This window comes from Pantoea sp. S61 (genome assembly GCF_016625145.1).
GTDB classification, from domain to species: Bacteria; Pseudomonadota; Gammaproteobacteria; order Enterobacterales; family Enterobacteriaceae; genus Pantoea; species Pantoea rwandensis_B.
In genome coordinates this window covers 160,600-182,362 of sequence record NZ_JACVUO010000002.1, presented here as the reverse complement: position 1 = coordinate 182,362, position 21,763 = coordinate 160,600, and the positions used below count along the sequence as shown (strand labels likewise).

At 53.6% G+C, this 21,763-nt stretch carries 18 protein-coding genes; 12 read left to right on the top strand and 6 right to left on the bottom strand.

From position 1 onward, the window contains the following. Positions 1 to 47 precede the first annotated feature (47 nt). On the top strand, positions 48 to 1,193 hold the full coding sequence (gene dnaJ, locus IAE30_RS06180; protein ID WP_200678555.1) for a molecular chaperone DnaJ: 1,146 nt from the start codon (positions 48 to 50) through the stop codon (positions 1,191 to 1,193). A gap of 267 nt (positions 1,194 to 1,460) precedes the next feature. Continuing rightward, on the top strand, positions 1,461 to 2,639 hold the full coding sequence (gene nhaA, locus IAE30_RS06175) for a Na+/H+ antiporter NhaA (protein WP_038649150.1): 1,179 nt from the start codon (positions 1,461 to 1,463) through the stop codon (positions 2,637 to 2,639). Between the two features lie 164 nt (positions 2,640 to 2,803). Here the strand turns inward: nhaA and rpsT are convergent, their stop codons facing one another. Then, positions 2,804 to 3,067, bottom strand: coding sequence for a 30S ribosomal protein S20 (gene rpsT, locus IAE30_RS06170; protein WP_034826107.1), 264 nt, complete (start codon positions 3,065 to 3,067; stop codon positions 2,804 to 2,806). Positions 3,068 to 3,385: 318 nt separating this feature from the next. Here rpsT and ribF point away from each other — a divergent pair, with 318 nt between their 5' ends. The 10 genes from ribF to folA all read left to right on the top strand — a co-directional run bounded on the left by ribF (position 3,386) and on the right by folA (position 17,132). Continuing rightward, the gene (gene ribF, locus IAE30_RS06165; RefSeq protein ID WP_034826105.1) at positions 3,386 to 4,324 is read left to right on the top strand and encodes a bifunctional riboflavin kinase/FAD synthetase; all 939 of its coding nucleotides are present in this window, start codon (positions 3,386 to 3,388) and stop codon (positions 4,322 to 4,324) included. A gap of 27 nt (positions 4,325 to 4,351) precedes the next feature. Then, entirely contained in the window at positions 4,352 to 7,171 is a 2,820-nt protein-coding gene (gene ileS, locus IAE30_RS06160; RefSeq protein WP_200678553.1) for an isoleucine--tRNA ligase, read from the top strand. Further along, positions 7,171 to 7,674: a signal peptidase II gene (gene lspA / locus IAE30_RS06155; RefSeq protein ID WP_038649144.1), complete on the top strand. Its 504-nt coding sequence runs from the start codon at positions 7,171 to 7,173 to the stop codon at positions 7,672 to 7,674. The genes ileS and lspA overlap by 1 nt, the downstream gene beginning before the upstream one ends. 3 nt (positions 7,675 to 7,677) lie before the next feature. Next, positions 7,678 to 8,148 carry an FKBP-type peptidyl-prolyl cis-trans isomerase gene (fkpB, locus tag IAE30_RS06150; protein WP_034826099.1) on the top strand — a complete coding sequence of 157 codons (471 nt, stop codon included), beginning with the start codon at positions 7,678 to 7,680 and terminating at the stop codon, positions 8,146 to 8,148. Continuing rightward, entirely contained in the window at positions 8,129 to 9,082 is a 954-nt protein-coding gene (ispH, locus tag IAE30_RS06145) for a 4-hydroxy-3-methylbut-2-enyl diphosphate reductase (protein ID WP_034826097.1), read from the top strand. The genes fkpB and ispH overlap by 20 nt, the downstream gene beginning before the upstream one ends. A gap of 222 nt (positions 9,083 to 9,304) precedes the next feature. Continuing rightward, complete coding sequence (dapB, locus tag IAE30_RS06140; RefSeq protein WP_038649141.1) at positions 9,305 to 10,120, top strand: 4-hydroxy-tetrahydrodipicolinate reductase; 816 nt, start codon at positions 9,305 to 9,307, stop codon at positions 10,118 to 10,120. A 471-nt stretch (positions 10,121 to 10,591) separates the two neighbouring features. After that, the gene (gene carA, locus IAE30_RS06135; protein ID WP_034826093.1) at positions 10,592 to 11,740 is read left to right on the top strand and encodes a glutamine-hydrolyzing carbamoyl-phosphate synthase small subunit; all 1,149 of its coding nucleotides are present in this window, start codon (positions 10,592 to 10,594) and stop codon (positions 11,738 to 11,740) included. Between the two features lie 13 nt (positions 11,741 to 11,753). Beyond that, on the top strand, positions 11,754 to 14,978 hold the full coding sequence (carB, locus tag IAE30_RS06130; protein ID WP_200678547.1) for a carbamoyl-phosphate synthase large subunit: 3,225 nt from the start codon (positions 11,754 to 11,756) through the stop codon (positions 14,976 to 14,978). A 241-nt stretch (positions 14,979 to 15,219) separates the two neighbouring features. After that, positions 15,220 to 16,365: a porin gene (locus tag IAE30_RS06125; RefSeq protein WP_200537415.1), complete on the top strand. Its 1,146-nt coding sequence runs from the start codon at positions 15,220 to 15,222 to the stop codon at positions 16,363 to 16,365. 287 nt (positions 16,366 to 16,652) lie between these two features. Beyond that, the gene (gene folA / locus IAE30_RS06120) at positions 16,653 to 17,132 is read left to right on the top strand and encodes a type 3 dihydrofolate reductase (protein WP_038649129.1); all 480 of its coding nucleotides are present in this window, start codon (positions 16,653 to 16,655) and stop codon (positions 17,130 to 17,132) included. A gap of 184 nt (positions 17,133 to 17,316) precedes the next feature. On the opposite strand, the gene apaH is transcribed toward folA, so the two are convergent. Genes apaH through surA form a run of 5 tightly spaced genes read right to left on the bottom strand, consistent with a single transcriptional unit; the run spans position 17,317 to position 21,714 of the window. After that, complete coding sequence (gene apaH / locus IAE30_RS06115; RefSeq protein WP_038649126.1) at positions 17,317 to 18,186, bottom strand: bis(5'-nucleosyl)-tetraphosphatase (symmetrical) ApaH; 870 nt, start codon at positions 18,184 to 18,186, stop codon at positions 17,317 to 17,319. Between the two features lie 51 nt (positions 18,187 to 18,237). After that, the gene (apaG, locus tag IAE30_RS06110) at positions 18,238 to 18,615 is read right to left on the bottom strand and encodes a Co2+/Mg2+ efflux protein ApaG (protein WP_034826077.1); all 378 of its coding nucleotides are present in this window, start codon (positions 18,613 to 18,615) and stop codon (positions 18,238 to 18,240) included. A 4-nt stretch (positions 18,616 to 18,619) separates the two neighbouring features. Next, the gene (gene rsmA / locus IAE30_RS06105) at positions 18,620 to 19,444 is read right to left on the bottom strand and encodes a 16S rRNA (adenine(1518)-N(6)/adenine(1519)-N(6))-dimethyltransferase RsmA (protein WP_034826076.1); all 825 of its coding nucleotides are present in this window, start codon (positions 19,442 to 19,444) and stop codon (positions 18,620 to 18,622) included. Further along, on the bottom strand, positions 19,437 to 20,429 hold the full coding sequence (gene pdxA, locus IAE30_RS06100; RefSeq protein WP_038649123.1) for a 4-hydroxythreonine-4-phosphate dehydrogenase PdxA: 993 nt from the start codon (positions 20,427 to 20,429) through the stop codon (positions 19,437 to 19,439). The genes rsmA and pdxA overlap by 8 nt, the downstream gene beginning before the upstream one ends. Then, positions 20,419 to 21,714, bottom strand: coding sequence for a peptidylprolyl isomerase SurA (gene surA / locus IAE30_RS06095; protein ID WP_038649120.1), 1,296 nt, complete (start codon positions 21,712 to 21,714; stop codon positions 20,419 to 20,421). The genes pdxA and surA overlap by 11 nt, the downstream gene beginning before the upstream one ends. Positions 21,715 to 21,763 lie beyond the last annotated feature (49 nt).

The following is a 21,763-nucleotide window of genomic DNA, read 5'->3' as shown; positions in this document are numbered from 1 at the left end:
TAGGAGATCTCTCCACGCCCGTGCGATCATGTTAAGGGCAGAACAAAATGGCTAAGAGTGATTTTTACGAGATCTTAGGCGTCTCTAAATCCGCAGATGAGCGTGAAATCAAAAAGGCTTACAAGCGCCTGGCGATGAAATACCATCCGGACCGTAACCCGGACAATAAAGAAGCCGAAGCTAAGTTTAAAGAGATTAAAGAAGCCTACGAAGTCCTGACCGATGCGCAAAAGCGTGCGGCCTATGACCAGTACGGCCATGCAGCCTTCGAACAGGGTGGCATGGGCGGTGGTGGATTCGGTGGCGGCGGCTTTGGCGGCGGCGGTGCTGACTTCAGCGATATCTTTGGCGACGTATTTGGCGATATTTTTGGTGGTGGACGCCGTCAGCGTGCTGCCCGTGGCGCCGATTTACGCTACAACATGGAGCTGTCGCTGGAAGAAGCGGTACGCGGCGTGACCAAAGAGATCCGCATTCCAACCCTGGAAGAGTGTGATGTCTGCCACGGTAGCGGGGCTAAAGCGGGTACCCAGCCGCAAACCTGTTCGACCTGTCACGGTGCAGGCCAGGTGCAGATGCGTCAGGGCTTCTTTACCGTACAGCAGGCGTGTCCGACCTGTCACGGTCGTGGCTCGGTGATCAAAGATCCGTGCAATACCTGTCATGGTCATGGCCGTGTAGAGCGCCAGAAAACCTTGTCGGTGAAAATCCCGGCAGGCGTGGATACCGGCGATCGCATTCGTCTGAGCGGCGAAGGTGAAGCGGGTGAACATGGTGCGCCAGCGGGCGATCTGTACGTTCAGGTCTCGGTGAAAAAACACCCGATCTTCGAGCGTGAAGATAACAACCTGTACTGTGAAGTGCCGATCAACTTCGCGATGGCGGCATTGGGTGGCGAGATCGAAGTGCCTACTCTTGATGGTCGCGTGAAGTTGAAAGTGCCGTCTGAAACGCAAACCGGCAAGCTGTTCCGCATGCGCGGTAAAGGCGTGAAGTCAGTGCGCGGTGGCGCGGTGGGCGATCTGCTGTGTCGTGTGGTGGTGGAAACCCCAGTTAGCCTCAACGACAAACAGAAAGCGCTGTTGCGTGAGCTGGAAGAGAGCTTTGGTGGCCCAACGGGTGAGAAAAACAGCCCGCGCTCCAAAAGCTTCTTCGACGGTGTGAAAAAGTTCTTTGACGATCTGACCCGCTAATCGGGTCAGTGGTTCACCCTAAAGCGGAGAGGCGACTCTCCGCTTTTTTTATGGCTGTAATGCCACAAGGCAGGATTTTAATTGTGCACCTCATCTCTGTGCTATGTTCGCCTGTGGTGTCATCAAAATAAGCGCAGTGAAAGGTCCGGCTAGGGTCTAGGCTAACTTGTAGGGCTTTATCCTGCGATGAACGAGCCATAAGCTGCTTTTAACCAGATGATTCCGCCGCTAAACTACCGGGCGACATGTCCCTACTCAGGAGGAGTTGTGAACAAACCCCGTAGTCTTCGAAGCTTACTGAAGAGCTTCATTGAGAGCGATGCCAGTACCGGTATCGTGCTAATTCTGGCAGCGGTCGCTGCGATGATTCTCGCCAACAATCCGTCTACCGCCGGTGGCTATCAATCTTTCCTCGCCGAACCGGTACAGATTCGCTTTGGTGCGCTGGATATCAGCAAAAACCTGTTGCTGTGGATTAACGATGCCATGATGGCGCTGTTTTTCCTGGTAATAGGCCTGGAAGTGAAGCGTGAGTTGATTACTGGCGAACTGGCAAGCCGTGACCGGGCTATCTTCCCGGTGATTGCGGCGCTGGGCGGTATGGTCGCGCCCGCACTGATCTTCCTGTTCTTTAACCATGGCGATCCGATTGCACGCAACGGTTGGGCAATCCCTACCGCCACCGATATTGCCTTTGCCCTTGGTGTGCTGGCGCTGCTGGGCAGCCGTGTACCAACTGCATTGAAAGTTTTCCTGATGGCATTAGCGATCATCGATGATCTCGGCGCTATCGTGATTATTGCGCTGTTCTACACCAGCGATCTTTCCGTGCTGTCGCTCAGCGTGGCAGCAGGCGCAATTGTTGTGCTGGCAATCCTTAATCGCTGTGGTGTACGCAACATCGCGGTGTATATGTTAGTGGGCATCGTGTTGTGGACGGCGGTGCTAAAATCAGGCGTGCATGCCACGTTGGCAGGCGTAGTGGTCGGTTTCTTTGTGCCGTTAGAAGAGAAAGAAGGGCATTCCCCTGCGGAGCACCTGGCACACGGTCTGATGCCATGGGTGAACTGGCTGATCCTGCCGCTGTTTGCCTTCGCTAATGCCGGGATTTCACTGAGTGGCATTACCTTCGGCGATGTGCTGTCACCAGAGCCGCTGGGCATCATTCTGGGGCTGCTGATTGGGAAGCCGTTGGGCATCACGCTGTTCTGCTGGCTGGCGGTGAAATGGCGGCTGGCAGTGTTGCCAGGCGGTACCACCATTCGCGATATCATGGCGATAGGTGTGCTTTGTGGTATTGGCTTCACCATGTCGATATTTATCAGCTCGCTGGCCTTCGATGCCGCGCATGAGCAGCTGGTGACATTCTCGAAACTGGGAATTCTGAGTGGATCGCTACTGTCAGCAGTGATTGGCTATACACTGTTGCGAGTGAAGTTGCGTTAAGAAACGGTAACTTGTGGTCGCCATAAATGGTGACCTTACAAGGTGTCGTCGGGTGCGCATTCATGCGCATCTGGAAAAGGCTTTACGGGAAGAGCATAAATCGCAGGCATAAAAAAACCGGCTAAGCGCCGGTTCTTTCGACAAAGCGATAACCTAACAGGCGATTAAGCCAGTTTGGTGATCTGTGCAGCCAGGTTTGCTTTATGGCGTGCAGCTTTGTTTTTGTGGATCAGACCTTTAGCAGCCTGACGGTCCACGATTGGTTGCATTTCGTTGAATGCGTTCTGCGCAGCAGCTTTGTCGCCTGTTGCGATAGCCGCGTATACTTTCTTGATGAAAGTACGCATCATTGAACGGTTGCTTGCGTTATGCTTGCGACGTTTCTCAGATGTTACGGCGCGTTTCTTAGCTGATTTGATATTAGCCAAGGTCCAACTCCCAAATGTGATCTATATGGACAAATCAAAGGCCGAGGACTATGCCTTTTGCGCCTTCTTTTGTCAATGGATTTGTGCAAATAAGCGTCGTTTTAGCAACGGCGCTTGATTACGTAATTGATGGCGCAGGATTCTACCAGCAACACGTCGCTGAATACAGTATTTCGCATTAAAAATCTTCATTACCTGCCTGAGCAATGGGTTGCGTGCGCATTAAGCTGCACCATACGCAGGAAAGGCACGCAGACGGGTTAACCTGAAGGCCATTCAAGGGTATAATCCGCCGATTTCCACCGGTTTGAGTCAGCCATGAAGTTTATCCGCGGTATTTATAATCTGAAAGAGCAGCATCGCGGCTGCGTCCTGACCATTGGCAATTTTGACGGCGTACATCGCGGCCACCAGGCATTGATGGCGGAGTTGATTGCTGAAGGACGTCAACGCAATCTGCCGGTGGTGGTGATGCTGTTTGAACCGCAACCACTTGAATTGTTTGCCGGTGACAAAGCCCCGGCACGCCTGACGCGTTTGCGCGAGAAGCTGAAGTATCTCGAACAGGCAGGTGTTGATGCGGTGCTCTGCGTCCGTTTTGATCGCCGTTTTGCGGCACACTCCGCACAAAGTTTTATCGCTGAACTGCTGGTCGATAAACTCAACGTGAAGTTTCTCGCAGTGGGTGATGATTTCCGCTTTGGCGCTGGTCGCCAGGGGGATTTCCTGTTATTACAGAAAGCCGGTGTCGAGTATGGCTTCGACGTCATCAGCACCCAGACCTATTGTGATGGCGGTGCGCGTATCAGCAGCACGGCGGTACGTCAGGCACTGGCACAGGATGATTTTGCGCAGGCAGAAGCGCTGCTGGGCCATCCATTCAGCATTTCAGGGCGCGTGGTGCACGGTGATGCACTGGGGCGCACCATTGGTTTCCCCACCGCTAACATTCCATTACGCCGCACAGTAACGCCGGTGAAAGGGGTGTTTGCGGTAGAAGTGTTAGGCCTGGGCGACAAGCCCATCGCTGGCGTGGCCAACATTGGCACACGTCCGACGGTAAAAGGTCTGCGTCAGCAGCTTGAAGTTCACCTGCTTGACACACATATGAATCTTTATGGCCACCACATTGAGGTGGTGCTGAAACAGAAGATTCGCGACGAACAGCGTTTCGCTTCGCTGGACGCGTTGAAAGAACAAATTGCGAAAGATGTGGTGACGGCCCGCCAATTTTTTGGGCTTAACGCACCGGCTTAATGACCGAAATACGGAACCGAGAATCTGATGAGTGACTATAAATCTACCCTGAATTTGCCGGAAACGGGGTTCCCGATGCGTGGCGATCTGGCCAAACGCGAACCGGGAATGCTGCAACGTTGGACTGATGACAACCTGTACGGCATCATCCGCGAAGCCAAAAAAGGGAAAAAAACCTTTATTTTGCATGATGGCCCTCCGTACGCGAACGGCAGCATTCATATTGGTCACTCCGTTAACAAGATTCTGAAAGACATTATCGTTAAGTCGAAAGGCATGGCGGGATACGACTCGCCATATGTACCCGGTTGGGACTGCCACGGCTTGCCGATTGAGCACAAAGTTGAGCAGATGATCGGTAAACCGGGCGAGAAAGTCTCCGCTGCGGAATTCCGTGCCGCCTGCCGTAACTATGCTGCTGAGCAGGTTGAAGGCCAGAAGAAAGACTTTATCCGTTTGGGCGTACTGGGTGACTGGGATCGTCCGTACCTGACTATGGACTTCAAAACTGAAGCCAACATCATTCGTGCGCTGAGTAAAATTATTGGCAACGGCCACCTGCACAAAGGCGCCAAACCGGTGCACTGGTGCATGGATTGCCGTTCAGCACTGGCTGAAGCGGAAGTGGAGTACTACGACAAAACCTCCCCTTCTATCGACGTGATGTTTAACGCCGTTGATGCTGATGCGGTACGCGCTAAGTTTGGCGTTGCAGCCTCTGAAGGCCCGGTTTCTCTGGTGATCTGGACCACCACCCCGTGGACCATGCCGGCCAACCGTGGCATCTCCCTGCATCCTGAGTTCGAATACCAGTTGCTGCAGATTGAAGGCCGCAGCTTGATCCTCGCGAAAGAGATGGTTGAGAGCGTGATGAAGCGCGCGGGCATCGCTGAGTGGACGGTCCTGGGCGAATGCAACGGTGCAGCACTTGAGCTGCAGCTGTTCCAGCACCCGTTCCTTGAGCAGATCCAGTCGAAAGTCGTATTGGGCGAGCACGTTACGCTGGAAGCGGGTACCGGTGCAGTGCATACCGCACCTGGACACGGCCCGGATGACTATGTGATCGGCCAGAAATACGGTCTGGAAACCGCTAACCCTGTCGGTCCAGATGGCGCGTACCTGCCAGGTACCTATCCAACGTTGGACGGCGTAAACGTGTTTAAAGCCAACGAAATGATCGTTGAGCTGCTGAAAGAGAAAGGCGCACTGCTGCACGTTGAAAAACTGCTGCATAGCTATCCGCACTGCTGGCGCCACAAAACTCCGATCATCTTCCGTGCTACCCCTCAGTGGTTCATCAGCATGGATCAGAAAGGCCTGCGTGCGCAGTCGCTGAAAGAGATCAAAGGCGTGCAATGGATCCCGGATTGGGGCCAGGCGCGTATCGAAGCGATGGTGGCGAACCGTCCAGACTGGTGTATCTCACGTCAGCGTACCTGGGGCGTGCCGATGGCGCTGTTCGTGCACAAAGAGACCGAGCAGCTGCATCCGGATACGCTGGAGCTGATGGAAAAAGTCGCGAAGTGCGTAGAACAGGATGGCATTCAGGCGTGGTGGGATCTCGATCCGCGCGATCTGATGGGCGACGACGCTGACAACTACGTCAAAGTGCCGGATACACTGGATGTGTGGTTCGATTCAGGCTCAACCAGCTACTCCGTGGTCGATGCGCGCCCGGAATTTGGCGGCCATGCGCCGGATATGTATCTGGAAGGTTCAGATCAGCATCGTGGCTGGTTCATGTCTTCGCTGATGATTTCGACGGCGATGAAAGGCAAAGCGCCTTATCGTCAGGTACTGACGCACGGTTTCACCGTGGACGGCCAGGGCCGCAAGATGTCGAAATCCATCGGCAACACCGTGGCTCCGCAGGATGTGATGGACAAACTGGGCGCGGATATCTTGCGTCTGTGGGTCGCCTCAACCGATTACTCCGGTGAAATGGCGGTGTCCGATGAGATCCTGAAGCGTGCCGCTGACAGTTATCGCCGTATCCGTAACACCGCGCGCTTCCTGCTGGCAAACCTCGCGGGCTTCAACCCGGCGACCGATTGCGTGAAACCCGAAGAGATGGTGGTGGTCGATCGCTGGGCGGTTGGCCGTGCGCTGGCTGCACAGCAAGACATCGTCCAGTCTTACGAGAACTACGATTTCCATGAAGTGGTGCAGCGTCTAATGCACTTCTGCTCCATCGAAATGGGCTCGTTCTATCTTGATGTGATCAAAGATCGTCAGTACACCGCGAAAGGTGACAGCCTGGCGCGTCGTAGTTGCCAGACCGCGCTGTGGCACATTGTTGAAGCGCTGGTGCGCTGGATGGCGCCAATCATGTCCTTCACTGCTGATGAAATCTGGGGCTACCTGCCGGGTGAACGTGCTAAATACGTATTCACTGAAGAGTGGTATGAAGGCCTGTTTGGTCTGGCGGATAACGAAGCACTGAACGACGCCTACTGGGATGAGCTGCTGAAAGTGCGCGGCGAAGTCAACAAAGTGATCGAGCAAGCGCGCAGCGATAAACGTATCGGTGGCGCACTGGAAGCCGCAGTAACGCTTTACGCGGATGCTGAACTGGCCGCTAAACTGCAGGCGCTGGGCGATGAGTTGCGTTTTGTCTTGCTGACTTCCGGTGCGACGGTGGCGGATTACGCCACTGCCAGCGATGAAGCGCAGCAGAGCGAAGTACTGAAAGGTCTGAAAATCGCACTACATAAAGCAGAAGGCGAGAAATGTCCGCGTTGCTGGCATTACACTACTGACGTTGGCCAGAATCCGGAGCATGCTGCGGTCTGTGGACGTTGTTACACCAACGTAGCCGGCAACGGTGAAGTGCGGAAATTTGCCTGATGAGTAAACTCTGCTCTACCGGATTGCGCTGGTTGTGGCTGGTGCTGGTGGTGATCGTGGTCGATTTCGCCAGCAAGCAGTGGATCATGAACAACATGATGCTGCATGAAACACAGCCGCTGATACCGTTCCTGAATCTGTTCTACGCGCACAACTATGGCGCGGCGTTCAGTTTCCTGGCGGATAAAGGTGGCTGGCAGCGTTGGTTCTTTGCCGGCATCGCGATTGCGATTGTGGTCGCGCTGGTGGTGATGATGTATCGCAACCGTGCAAGTAACAAATTAACCAATATTGCCTACGCGCTGATTATCGGCGGGGCGTTGGGTAACCTGTTTGACCGTGCATATCACGGCTTCGTGGTGGATTTCATCGACTTCTACGTTGGTGACTGGCATTTTGCCACCTTCAACATCGCTGACTGCGGCATCTGTATTGGTGCGGCCTTGGTGGTGCTGGAAGGATTCCTCACGCCGAAAGACAAACAGGTCAAAGAGAAAGGGTAACAAATGACTGAGTCCGTACAGCGCGATAGCGCGTTGCTGGTGCATTTCACGCTGAAGCTGGAAGATGGCTCAACAGCGGAATCCACACGCGCCAACGGCAAACCAGCGCTGTTCCGTCTGGGAGATGGCAGCTTGTCGGGTGCATTGGAACAGGAACTGTTAGGACGTAAAGTCGGCGATAAGCATGCCTTTACGCTGGCACCGGAAGATGCCTTTGGTGGCACCAGTCCGGACCTGGTTCAGTACTTTTCGCGCCGTGACTTTAAAGATGCTGGCGAACCTGAAGTCGGTTCCATCATGCTGTTCAGCGGCAGAGGTGGCAGCGAGATGCCGGGTGTGATCCGTGAAATTTCCGGTGACTCTATCACCGTTGATTTTAACCATCCGTTGGCCGGCCAGCGCATTCAGTTTGAAATTGAAGTGCTGGAGATTGACCCGGTGCTGGAGGCCAGCGATGCAAATCCTGTTAGCTAACCCTCGCGGTTTCTGTGCAGGCGTGGATCGCGCCATCAGTATTGTGGAGCGCGCGCTGGAGATGTACGGTGCACCGATCTACGTGCGTCACGAAGTGGTACATAACCGCTACGTGGTAAGTAGCTTGCGCGATCGGGGAGCGATCTTCATTGAAGAGATCAGTGAAGTGCCAGACGATGCCATTCTGATTTTCTCCGCTCACGGCGTTTCTCAGGCGGTGCGGGCGGAAGCGAAGGCGCGCAATCTCACTATGCTGTTTGACGCCACTTGTCCGCTGGTGACCAAGGTACATATGGAAGTGGCGCGCGCCAGCCGTAAAGGTGTGGAAGCCATTCTGATTGGTCATGCCGGACATCCTGAAGTGGAAGGCACCATGGGGCAGTACAACAACCCCAACGGTGGCATGTATTTGGTGGAGTCACCGGAAGATGTGTTCAAGCTGAGCGTTAAGGACGAAGGCAATCTGTGCTTCATGACGCAGACAACTTTATCGGTTGATGATACGTCAGATGTGATTGATGCACTGCGTCAGCGCTTCCCGGCAATTATTGGCCCACGCAAAGATGATATCTGTTACGCCACCACTAACCGCCAGGAAGCCGTGCGTGTTCTGGCGCGTGATGCGGAAGTGGTGCTGGTGGTTGGCTCGAAAAACTCCTCTAACTCCAACCGTCTGGCCGAACTGGCACAGCGTGCGGGGAAACTGGCTAAGCTGATCGATTCAGCGGATGACATTCAGGAAGAGTGGGTTAAAGGCAAGCAGATCATCGGTGTGACGGCGGGCGCCTCGGCACCGGATATTCTGGTGCAGCAGGTGATTCAGCGCTTGAAAGAGTATGGCGGTGAAGCCGCGATTGAGCTGATTGGCCGCGAAGAGAACATTGTGTTTGAAGTGCCGAAAGAGTTGCGTGTCGAAGTGCGCAACGTCCAGTAAGCGTTTGCTATCGAAACAGAATCAGGCCGACATCGTTCGGCCTTTTCTTTATCTGTCGTCGCCAAAAAGACCACTTCCAGCAGGTGGGATTGCTTTTACTGATAATGTTTGGCGGCTGGCATAAAATTCTTATTATCCCTTTTTTATTGTGGCGTGACTGTTATCTGACCGTTAACCTGTTTACGCTTTGCATGCATAGATTTGTATCAGGAATGAATAATTATGAGTGATATCCGCATTGCTATCGTTGGTGCGCCGGGCCGCATGGGACGCAATTTAATTCAGGCCGTGCAGCAAGCGGAAGGTGTCGCGTTAGGCGCAGCACTGGCACGCAGCGGTTCTTCACTGCTGGGCGCTGACGCAGGTGAACTGGCTGGTATCGGTAAAACCGGTATTACCGTTACCGATGATTTGCTGAAAGTGGTCAATGATTTTGATGTGCTAATCGACTTTACTCGCCCGGAAGGCACGCTGGAATATCTGGCGTTCTGCCGTGAGCATCAAAAAGCGATGGTGATCGGCACCACAGGTTTCGATGAAGCGGGCAAAGAAGCGATTCGCGCTGCTGCGGAAGAAATTGGCATTGTGTTTGCCGCTAACTTTAGTGTTGGAGTGAACCTGGTGCTGAATCTGCTGCAGCAAGCGGCCAAAGTGATGGGTGACTATGCTGATATTGAAATCGTTGAAGCGCACCACCGTCATAAAGTTGATGCACCATCAGGTACAGCGTTAGCGATGGGCGAAGCCATTGCCGATGCGATGAACTGGAATTTAGACGAGCACGCGGTCTACGCCCGCGAAGGCCATACCGGCGAGCGTAAAGCACAGACCATCGGTTTCGCAACCGTGCGCGCGGGTGATATTGTCGGTGAGCATACCGCGATGTTTGCTGATATTGGCGAGCGTGTAGAGATTACCCATAAGGCTTCCAGCCGCATGACCTTTGCTAATGGCGCAGTTAAGGCGGCAAGTTGGTTGAAGAACAAGAAATCTGGCCTCTATGATATGCGAGATGTGCTGGATTTATCGATGTTGTGAGTGTTGTGAACCATCGTGATGTGGTTATTTCAATCGGTAAGATGATGATTGAATAGGGCAATGTGATCATTGCCCTTTATTTTACTTGTTAAAATGATGGCTTGGTTGTTGTTTTGTCTTGTGGTTGGCATTTTACAATCTTTATGTCTATTAAGAAGTCAGTAAGATGCGATTTTTGACCATTTGGTCAAAAATTTATGCGTGGTAGCACGTGTTTGCGATTATTGCCGCTTAGCAACCGTTTATTTTCCTCACTTGTCTCACTCTTTTATCGCCTTTCTCGCCTTTTAACATTCAACAGCCTTAAAAATACAAAAAAATAGTCGCTCAGGGTAGACAAGCTGAAGGTCGATCATTAGAATGCGCGCAATTTGCCAAAATTCGAGCATTCAGGCGGATTTTGCATTGATTCGGGCATGTATTTTGAATTAATATGCAAATATTGTGACTGTTTATTCCCTGGAGGATGTTTTGATTAAGTCAGCGCTCTTGGTTCTGGAAGACGGAACCCAATTCCACGGTCGGGCCATCGGGGCAACGGGGTCGGCAGTGGGGGAAGTCGTTTTCAACACGTCAATGACTGGTTATCAAGAAATCCTCACTGATCCTTCCTATTCCCGCCAAATCGTTACCCTCACTTATCCCCATATCGGCAATGTTGGCGTTAATGCCGCCGATGAAGAATCCAGCCAAATCCATGCTCAAGGCCTCGTTATTCGCGACCTGCCGCTAATCACCAGCAATTTCCGCAGTGAAGAAAGCCTCTCAGCTTACTTGCAGCGCAATAACATTGTCGGTATCGCCGACATTGATACGCGCAAACTGACGCGTTTGCTGCGTGAGAAGGGCGCACAGAGTGGCTGCATTATTGCGGGTGATAATCCAGATGCGGCACTGGCGCTGCAAAAGGCGCAGGCGTTCCCGGGCTTGAAAGGAATGGATCTGGCAAAAGAAGTGACCACCGCAGAAACTTACGCGTGGCAGCAGGGTAGCTGGACCCTGGAAGGGGATTTGCCTGAGCAGAAAACGGCTGCAGAGCTGCCGTTCCACGTTGTCGCCTACGACTTCGGCGCTAAGCGCAACATCCTGCGTATGCTGGTGGATCGTGGCTGCCGCTTGACGGTTGTCCCGGCTAAAACCAGCGCAGAAGAGGTGCTGGCACTGAATCCAGATGGCATCTTCCTGTCGAACGGTCCTGGTGACCCGGAGCCGTGTGACTACGCCATCAATGCAATTCAGGCGTTCCTGAAAACCGATATTCCGGTGTTCGGTATCTGCCTTGGCCATCAGCTGCTGGCACTAGCAAGCGGTGCGAAAACCATCAAGATGAAACTCGGCCACCACGGCGGCAACCATCCGGTCAAAGATCTCGACAACAATGTGGTGATGATTACCGCGCAGAACCACGGTTTTGCGGTTGATGACAGCCAGTTGCCAGCGAATCTGCGCGTCACGCATGTGTCGCTGTTCGACCAGACGGTACAAGGTATTCACCGCACAGATAAACCGGCCTTCAGCTTCCAGGGACACCCTGAAGCGAGCCCAGGCCCGCACGATGCGGCGCCGCTGTTCGATCACTTTATCGAACTGATCGAAGCTTACCGTTCTAACGCGAAGTAATCAGGAGCCCACGATGCCAAAACGTACAGACATAAAATCCATCCTGATCCTTGGCGCTGGCCCGATCGTTATCGGCCAGGCATGTGAATTTGACTACTCCGGTGCGCAGGCGTGTAAAGCGCTGCGTGAAGAGGGTTACCGCGTCATTCTGGTAAACTCCAACCCGGCTACCATTATGACCGACCCGGAAATGGCCGATGCGACCTATATCGAGCCGATTCACTGGGAAGTGGTACGCAAAATTATCGAAAAAGAGCGTCCGGATGCGGTGCTGCCAACCATGGGCGGCCAGACTGCGCTGAACTGTGCGCTGGAGCTGGAGCGTCACGGCGTACTCGAAGAGTTCGGTGTCACCATGATTGGTGCAACCGCAGATGCCATCGATAAAGCCGAAGACCGCCGCCGCTTTGATGTAGCGATGAAAAGTATCGGTCTGGGTACTGCTCGCTCTGGTATCGCGCATACCATGGAAGAAGCACTGGCCGTGGCTGAAGATGTGGGCTTCCCGTGCATCATTCGTCCTTCGTTCACCATGGGCGGGACGGGTGGCGGTATCGCTTACAACCGCGAAGAGTTCGAAGAGATTTGCGAGCGTGGCCTGGATCTCTCCCCTACCAATGAGCTGCTGATTGATGAGTCGCTGATTGGCTGGAAAGAGTACGAGATGGAAGTGGTGCGTGATAAAAACGACAACTGCATCATCGTCTGCTCAATCGAAAACTTCGATGCGATGGGTATCCACACCGGTGACTCGATCACCGTGGCACCGGCGCAAACCCTGACGGATAAAGAATACCAAATCATGCGTAACGCCTCGCTGGCGGTACTGCGTGAAATCGGTGTTGAAACCGGCGGTTCTAACGTCCAGTTCTCAGTCAACCCGAAAGATGGTCGTCTGGTTGTTATTGAGATGAACCCGCGTGTGTCGCGCTCGTCAGCGCTGGCCTCCAAAGCCACCGGTTTCCCGATTGCAAAAGTCGCCGCGAAACTGGCGGTGGGCTTCACCCTTGATGAGCTGATGAATGACATCACCGGCGGTCGTACGCCGGCGTCGTTTGAGCCGTCAATCGACTACGTTGTGACCAAGATTCCTCGCTTCAACTTCGAGAAGTTCGCTGGCGCCAATGACCGCCTGACCACGCAGATGAAATCTGTGGGTGAAGTGATGGCAATTGGCCGCACCTTCCAGGAATCAATGCAGAAAGCGCTGCGCGGTCTGGAAGTCGGTGCAAACGGCTTCGACCCGAAAGTGGATCTGGATGATGCCGAAGCGCTGACCCGCATCCGCCGTGAGCTGAAAGATGCCGGTTCTGACCGTATCTGGTACATCGCCGATGCGTTCCGTGCCGGTATGTCGGTGGATGGCGTGTTCAACCTGACCAACATTGACCGCTGGTTCCTGGTGCAAATCGAAGAGCTGGTGCGCCTGGAAGAGCAGGTTGCGCGTGAAGGTGTTAACTCACTGAACGCCGATTTCCTGCGTGCACTGAAGCGCAAAGGCTTTGCTGACGTGCGTCTGGCAAACCTGGCGGGCGTGGCGGAGAGCGAAATTCGCAAACTGCGTCAGCAGTTCAACCTGCACCCAGTCTACAAACGCGTAGACACCTGTGCGGCAGAATTCTCCACCGATACCGCTTATATGTACTCCACTTATGAAGAAGAGTGCGAAGCGAATCCAAACCAGGATCGTGACAAAATCATGATTTTGGGCGGTGGTCCAAACCGTATCGGTCAGGGTATCGAGTTCGATTACTGCTGCGTGCATGCGGCGCTGGCGCTGCGCGAAGACGGTTACGAAACCATTATGGTGAACTGTAACCCGGAGACCGTATCGACTGACTACGACACCTCCGACCGCTTGTACTTCGAACCGGTGACGCTGGAAGACGTGCTGGAAATCGTGCGCATCGAGAAGCCTAAAGGCGTCATCGTGCAGTACGGCGGTCAGACCCCGCTGAAGCTGGCTCGTGCGCTGGAAGCGGCAGGCGTGCCCGTGATTGGGACCAGCCCAGATGCGATTGACCGCGCTGAAGATCGTGAGCGCTTCCAGCAGGCGGTTGAACGCCTGAGCCTGAAGCAGCCGGCTAACGCCACCGTGGCTACGCTGGAGCAAGCCGTCGAGAAAGCCGCAGGTATCGGTTATCCGTTGGTGGTGCGTCCTTCTTATGTGCTGGGCGGCCGTGCGATGGAAATCGTTTATGATGAAATCGACCTGAAGCGTTACTTCCAGACCGCGGTTTCTGTTTCCAACGATGCACCGGTACTGCTGGACCGCTTCCTGGATGATGCAGTGGAAGTCGACGTGGATGCGATTTGCGACGGTGAGCGCGTACTGATTGGCGGCATCATGGAGCACATCGAACAAGCTGGTGTTCACTCAGGTGACTCCGCTTGTTCACTGCCGGCTTATACGCTGAGCACTGAAATCCAGAACGTGATGCGTCAACAGGTCGAGAAACTGGCTTTCGAGCTGAACGTACGCGGTTTGATGAACGTGCAGTTCGCAGTGAAGGACAACGAGGTTTACCTGATTGAGGTGAACCCACGTGCGGCGCGTACCGTGCCATTCGTGTCTAAAGCGACCGGTGTACCTTTAGCGAAAGTGGCTGCGCGTGTGATGGCAGGTAAAACCCTGGCTGAGCAGGGCGTCACGAAAGAAATCATTCCACCGTATTACTCGGTGAAAGAAGTGGTGCTGCCGTTCAACAAGTTCCCGGGTGTTGACCCGATTCTTGGCCCAGAGATGCGTTCTACCGGTGAAGTGATGGGTGTCGGCCGTACCTTCGCTGAGGCGTTTGCCAAAGCGATGTTGGGTGCGCAGAGCAACATGAAGAAAACCGGTCGTGCGTTACTGTCAGTGCGCGAAGGCGATAAGAAACGTATTGTTGACCTGGCGGCGAAGCTGCAGAAGTTTGGCTTCGAGTTAGATGCTACACACGGTACCGCTGTGGTGCTGGGTGAAGCCGGTATCAACCCACGTCTGGTTAACAAGGTGCATGAAGGTCGTCCACACATTCAGGACCGTCTGAAGAATGGTGAGTACACCTACATCGTCAATACCACCGCGGGTCGTCAGGCGATTGAAGATTCCAAACTGATTCGCCGCAGTGCGCTGCAATATAAAGTGCATTATGACACCACGCTGAACGGTGGATTTGCTACGGCGATGGCGTTGAATGCCGACCCGACTGAGAAAGTGATTTCAGTGCAGGAAATGCATGCGCAAATCAAAGGTTAATCAATAAGTTGACCGACTGAGAACGGCTCCTTCGGGAGCCGTTTTTTTTCGCCTGTTTATCATTAGTTGAATAAGGTTATGTGTGAAAAATCTATTGATTTGACATAGTATTTATCAGTTGATGCGGTAACGGTTACACCTCGGATTATCCGCACAAATTTATAAATACGATCCCGGTAAGCGCACCGTACTATCTTGAGCGCTCATCAATAGAGCGCTCACCTTAACTGGGATATAAAAAATGAAAATGCGTGCTTTCACCCTCAGCGCAGTGGCTGCGTTATTAGTTGCTGCGCCTCTCGCCAGCCAGGCGGAAATTACCCTGCTGAAGCAGGATCCGCAGGCGGGCGATCCACTTAGTCGTCTTGATTTCAAAGTCGGCGGCAGTATTCGTCCTCAGTTCCAGCATCAGGCTGGTGTCAGTGACCAATCGTATAAACGTAACGGCTACGATGGCGGTTCACGTTTCCGTTTCTCCGCTGATTACTACCTGTTTGATGACATTAGCTGGGTCAGCTACTACGAGCTGGGCGTGAACTTCCCGGCCTGGTGGGGTTGGGATCACCACTATGCCGATGGCCAGAACAACACCACGCGTCGCCAGCTTTACACCGGTCTGAAGAGCAAAACCTGGGGTCAGTTGACCTTTGGTCAGCAGAACAGCGTTTACTATGATGTGGTTGGCGCAAAGACCGATATCTGGGACTACGATATGCTGGCTCAGGCACCGGGCAATGGTATCAACGGCGATTACGACGGTTCATACCGTTCACGTAAGATGCTGAAGTACAAAAACACCTTCGGCGACGTTGATGTTTATGCGTCTTATCTGTTTGCAGATAATGAACTGCTGCAGAAGAACAACAGCCTGCGCTATAAGCGTAAGAGCGGTGGTTCACTGGGTATCGATTACCACATCACGAAAGATTTAACATGGGGCACCGCGTGGAACTATACGCGCGCCACCATGCGTAATGCGGCCAATGGCGATGACAAAGATTACAACCAGAACATCTACGGTACCGCGCTGAGCTGGAAACCTGATAACTGGACGTTGTCTGCCGGTGCGGGTTGGTACCAGAACTTCTCCCCAACCACAGTGAAGAACGTCAACAACTACTTCGCAGATGATGCGTGGGGCGTTGAATACTTCGCGGGCTACAAATTCGCTATCGATCAGTATGCGGTTAAATCGATCCAGCCATACTTCATGGGCGACCGTCTGGAGTTCGTCAATGGACGTAACTACAAACGTATCGACAATGGTGTCGGTATCAGCACTAAACTGGATTACGGCTTCCAGGTGGACTACGAATACGTGATCACCTCAAGCACCGACAAATCACTGGGTAATATGAACCTGGTGCGTCTGCGCTACGATTTCTAATCGAAGTGACAACGGCTCCTGCGGGAGCCGTTTTTCTTTGTCGCAGACAGTGCGGTTTTCTTTACACTCCATCACGTCAAAGCCTCATTTCGCCCTGAGTTGTAGCGTTCAGCTGGACTAATCTGGCGTCTATTTCCATGTATGGTGGAAAAGTCGGTGTAAAACTCTGTCCAATAACAAAAATGCGGTCGCATAGGAGCTTTACGCAAATAGCGGGGGCGGCCTATCGACGAAACTTTCGCCTTTACGTATGATGGCGCCAATTTTTTTCCTGTAGGTCTTTTAACATGATTAGTCTGATCGCAGCACTGGCAGCCGATCGCATTATTGGTATGGAAAACGCCATGCCATGGAACCTGCCTGCTGATTTGGCGTGGTTCAAACGTAATACGCTGAATAAGCCGGTGATTATGGGGCGTCTGACCTTTGAATCAATCGGCCGCCCGCTACCGGGACGTTTAAATATTGTGGTGAGCAGCCAGCCTGGCACCCATGACGGCGTGACCTGGGTGACTTCACTGGACGAAGCAGTGAAAGCGGCGGGAGACGTGGAAGAGGTCATGGTGATCGGTGGCGGTCGCATTTACGAACAGATGCTGGCGCGTGCCGATCGTTTGTATCTCACACACATTGATGCCGAAGTCGAAGGTGACACCCAATTCCCGGATTACGAGCCGGATGAGTGGCAATCGACCTTTAGCGAGTTTCATGACGCCGATGCACAAAACTCGCACAGCTACTGCTTTGAGATTTTAGATCGCCGTTGATGTTTATCCCGGTGCGCGTCAATGCGCCCCTGACGAAGACTGTGCCATATCGTCGTAGTGTCGCCATTTCGGCGACCGGGAAATCTCAGCACCATCGATTATGGCGAAAGAAAAAAAGCCCCGCTCAATTTGCGGGGCTTTTTGTTTATGATCTGCGGCAATGGTTAATTGGCCGGGGCATTTATTAATGCATGTCGCTCAATGGCGGATGTGCGCTGGCGGCACTCTCTGCCATCGCCTTTTCGCGGTTGGAGGCCTGCACATAATAGCGTTGTGATTCCCAGTGCAGCAGCGTTAGCGTTCCGCCCCAGCAGCAACCGGTATCCAGTCCGATTATGTGTTCAGGTGTCCCTTTACCTTCCAGCGAAGCCCAGTGGCCAAACACCTGCGTATAGTCGCGGCCGATTTTGGCCGGAACGAGGAACCAGGGTTTTAATGGCGGTGGCGCAGAGTTGGGGGCTTCTTTGCAAATCATATCCAACTGACCGTTGGGGAAGCAGAAACGCATGCGCGTCAGAGCATTGGTACTGAAGCGCAGACGTGCCAATCCGCTCAATTCCGGCGTCCAGTTGTTCGGCATGTCGCCGTACATCGCATCCAGGAACAGCGGATAGGTGTCGCTGGCCAGTACGGCTTCAACTTCACGCGCACAGAGTTTTGCCGTGTCGAGATCCCACTGCGGTGTGATACCCGCATGAGCCATCAACAGCTTTTTCTCTTCATCTACCTGTAACAGCGGCTGGCGACGTAACCAGTTGATCAGTTCATCAGCGTCGTGCGCCTCTAACAATGGCGTCAGACGATCTTTAGGTTTGTTACGGCTGATGCCCGCATAAACCGCCAGCAGATGCAGATCGTGATTGCCGAGCACCAGTCGCACGCAATCTCCCAGCGATTTCACATAGCGCAGCACATCCAGCGAACCCGGGCCACGCGCCACTAAGTCGCCGGTGAGCCAAAGCTCGTCTTGCTGCGGATCGAAATCAACCTGCGCCAGCAGCGCACGTAGCTCGTCATAACAGCCGTGAATATCGCCAATCAGGTATGTACTCATTACGTCAGTCCGATCAAAACGCGCCGCCCGGACAGGCCGGGCGGAGGGGGATTAATGTATGTGGGTTTGCACGGCGAGTCGGAACACCGGAATGTCGACGTGAAATTCTTCACCTTCATCGTCGATCATCACATAGTGACCTTGCATGGTGCCCATTGGGGTTTCCAGAATCGCACCGCTGGTGTACTGATACTCACCGCCAGCGGCAATGTGCGGTTGCTCGCCAACCACACCTTCCCCCTGAACTTCAGTCTCACGACCGTTGCCATTGGTGATAAGCCAGTAGCGGCTATGCAGTTGAACGCTATTTCGTCCCAGATTACGTATGGTGATGGTGTAGGCAAACACGTAACGATCCTCGTCGGGCAAGGATTGTGATTCCACATATTGACTCAATACATGAATACAGACGCGGGCCAGTTCACTCATACACTTATTTCTCCGGGGTTTCAGCCTGATGATTACCCAGCCAGTTCGCCAATTGGCAATACTGCGCCACGGTGACATTCTCAGCACGCAGCGAGGCATCAATGTTTAGTTCATCCAACGCACCCGCAGTAAACATATGTGCAAGGCTGTTACGCAGGGTTTTACGGCGTTGACCAAAGGCTTCAGTGGTGATGCGGCTCAGCAGGCGAATATCGCTCACCGGATAAGGCGGCTCTGGGTAAGGCATCAAACGCACCACGGCGGAATCGACTTTTGGCGCAGGCGTAAAGGATTCGGGTGGTACTTCCAACACCGGAATCACCTGGCAATAGTACTGCGCCATCACGCTCAGGCGGCCATAGGCTTTACTGCCTGGTCCGGCAACCAAACGGTTTACCACTTCTTTCTGCAGCATGAAGTGCATGTCTTTAATCGAACCAGTATAGCTGAAAAGGTGGAACATCAGCGGGGTCGAAATATTGTACGGCAGGTTGCCAAAGACACGCAGTGGCTGACCTTTCTCCTGCGCCAGCGCCGAGAAATCGAAAGTCATGGCATCTTGCTGATAAATGGTCAGCTTTGGTCCGAGGAACGGATGGGTCTGCAAACGTGCAGCCAGATCGCGGTCCAGCTCTACAACGGTCAGTTCATCAAGGCGTTCGCCCACCGGTTCAGTTAAGGCACCAAGGCCGGGACCAATCTCCACAATCGCTTCTCCCTTCTGCGGGTGAATAGCGGAGACAATGCTGTCGATAATGTACTGATCGTTCAGGAAGTTCTGCCCGAAACGTTTACGGGCAAAATGCCCCTGATGGACGCGATTATTCATTACTGCTCTTGATCATAGTGATGGCGAGATTAAGCGCCGTGATAAAGCTGCCCGGTTCCGCCTTGCCCTGACCGGCTAATTCCAGCGCGGTACCATGGTCGACAGAAGTCCGGATAAAGGGCAGGCCAAGGGTGATATTCACCGCGCGACCAAACCCCTGAAATTTTAGCACTGGTAAGCCCTGATCGTGATACATCGCCAGGACCGCATCAGCATGCTGTAAATACTTCGGCTGGAACAGCGTATCAGCCGGTAACGGGCCGGTGAGCTGAATACCTTGCTGACGCAGTTCGTCGAGTGCCGGAATAATAGTATCAATTTCTTCACGGCCCATATGGCCGCTCTCGCCCGCATGCGGGTTCAGGCCGCAGACGAAGATATGGGGATGCGGTAAACCGAATTTCTGCTGTAAATCCTGATGCAGAATCGTAATGACCTCATGCAGACAGTCGCGAGTAATGGCGTCAGCGACATCTTTCAACGGCAAATGCGTGGTCGCGAGGGCGACACGCAGCTCTTCGGTGGCCAGCATCATCACGACGCGATCGCCACCCGCGCGTTCGGCGAAAAATTCGGTATGACCGGTAAACGCAATGCCGGCGTCATTGATGACGCCTTTGTGTACCGGTCCGGTAATCAATGCGGCAAATTCACCGTTGAGGCAACCATCGCAGGCACGCGCCAGCGTTTCCAATACGTAATGCCCATTCGCGACGGTTAATTCACCGGGCGTGACCGGCTGCGCAGTATCAACCTGCAGCAGCGTTAACGTACCGGCCTGCTGTGCTTGTGCCGCAACACCCGGTTGGTAATCGCGCAGCGTCAGCGGTAAGCCCAGTTGCTGGGCGCGCTGACGCAGCACATGGCCATCGGCACAGACCACCAGTTCAACTGGCCAGTCGAGCTGAGCCAGTTGAACGGTAAGATCAGGACCAATCCCGGCGGGTTCGCCGGGGGTGATCACCACACGATAATTACTGACCATTGCTGTCCAGAATCTTCACGTAAGCACTGGCGCGTTGTTCCTGCATCCAGGTTTGTGCTTCTTCGGCAAATTTACGGTTGAACAGCAGACGATAAGCACGCTCTTTCTGCGCCGCATCGGTTTTATCAACCTGGCGGGTATCCAGTAACTGAATCAAATGCCAGCCGAAGGATGAGTGTACCGGCTCGCTGACCTGGCCTTTTTGCAGCTTCAGCAGCGCATCACGGAAGGCTGGATCGTAGATTTCCGGGGTTGCCCAGCCGAGATCGCCGCCCTGATTGGCTGAACCCGGATCGTCAGAGAACTGTTTTGCTGCGGCGGCAAAGGTGGTTTTACCACTTTTGATATCTGCAGCAATCTGCTCGATCTTCGCTTGTGCCTGCGCGTCAGTGAGGATCGGAGAAGGCTTCAGCAGAATGTGACGCGCATGCACTTCGGTGACAGAGATGTTTTTGCTCTCACCGCGCAGGTCGTTCACTTTCAGAATGTGGAAGCCAACGCCAGAGCGGATTGGGCCGACAATGTCACCCTTCTTCGCGGTGCTCAACGCTTGCGAGAACAGGGTAGGCAGCTCTTCAATCTTTGCCCAACCCATGTTGCCGCCTTTCAGCGCTTGCGGATCGGCAGAGTAAGTCACTGCCATTTTGCCGAAATCGGCACCGCTTTTCAGTTGACCAACTAATTGACGCGCCAGCGCTTCCTGATCGTCAACCTGCTGTTGCGTCGGATTTTCTGACAGCGGCAGCAAGATCTGGCTCACGTTCAGTTCGGTACCCTGAGTGTTCTGAGAACCAATCTGCGTTGCCAGCGCATCCACTTCCTGCGGCAGGATGGTGACACGGCGGCGCACTTCGTTATTACGCACTTCAGAGATCAGCATTTCCTGACGGATCTGCGCACGGTAAGCGTTGTAGTTCATTCCGTCATAGGCCAGGCGGCTACGCAACTGGTCCATGCTCATCTTATTTTGTGCGGCGATATTTTGAATGGCCTGATCTAACTGCTGATCGCTGACCTGCAAGCCGGCTTTCTCGCCCATCTGAAGAATGATGGCATCCATGACCTGACGCTCAAGGATCTGATGACGCAAGGTTTTGTCATCAGGTAACTGTTGATGAGCCTGCTGCGCCTGTGATTTCACGGTGCGCATCATGTTATCAACGTCACTTTCCAGTACCACGCCGTTATTCACGACGGCAGCAACTTTATCAACCTCTTGTGGGGCTGCGAACGCAGTGTTAGCGGTGATCGCTACACCAAGAATCAGCATTCTCCAGTTCTTCATACTTTATCCATTGTTGTTTCCGCACTGCGGGATAGCCTGTCAAATATCA